This is a genomic window from Algoriphagus sp. SE2 (assembly GCF_039563885.1).
Lineage (GTDB): Bacteria > Bacteroidota > Bacteroidia > Cytophagales > Cyclobacteriaceae > Algoriphagus.
Genome location: NZ_JBCLWJ010000080.1, coordinates 1 through 404, shown reverse-complemented (window position 1 = coordinate 404; position 404 = coordinate 1). Strand labels below are relative to the sequence as shown.

Genomic DNA, 404 nt, shown 5'->3' with positions numbered 1-404 from the left:
AATTAAAATACTTTGTCAAATCTTTAACGATTTGAAGGAGAGTTTAGAGAAAAGGGTTTTGTCTGCTCGCCACCTGGGCTCAAAAGCACAAAGTGAATTAAGGTTGGCAGATAAATCAATCCTTCCAATATTTACTTTTAAATGTTTGCTTTTATGTCCTTTTGTCTTGATACAAAAGGACCAAAAGATCAAGACACAGCAATGCTTCCACCGCACTTAATCAACCCGCCCCCCGCTGCTGTGTCCTCCCACCACGCCTCCTAAAAAACGATTGTTTTTTACAATGAATTCTTGGAGCATTATTAAATCGATACTTTGGACAAGAAACATTTTGGGAAGTCCTTCCCTTAAACTATCTGGTTTTTGAGCTGCATGAAAATCCGTTAAGAAAATCAATTAGCTCG

The 404-nt window shown here is 38.1% G+C and carries 1 protein-coding gene; it reads left to right on the top strand.

The window, feature by feature from the left end; translation table 11 throughout:
- Window positions 1-220: hypothetical protein (locus AAGF08_RS20500; protein WP_343513325.1), on the top strand; the 220-nt coding region annotated here is incomplete at its 5' end.
- Between the last annotated feature and the right edge of the window lie 184 nt (window positions 221-404).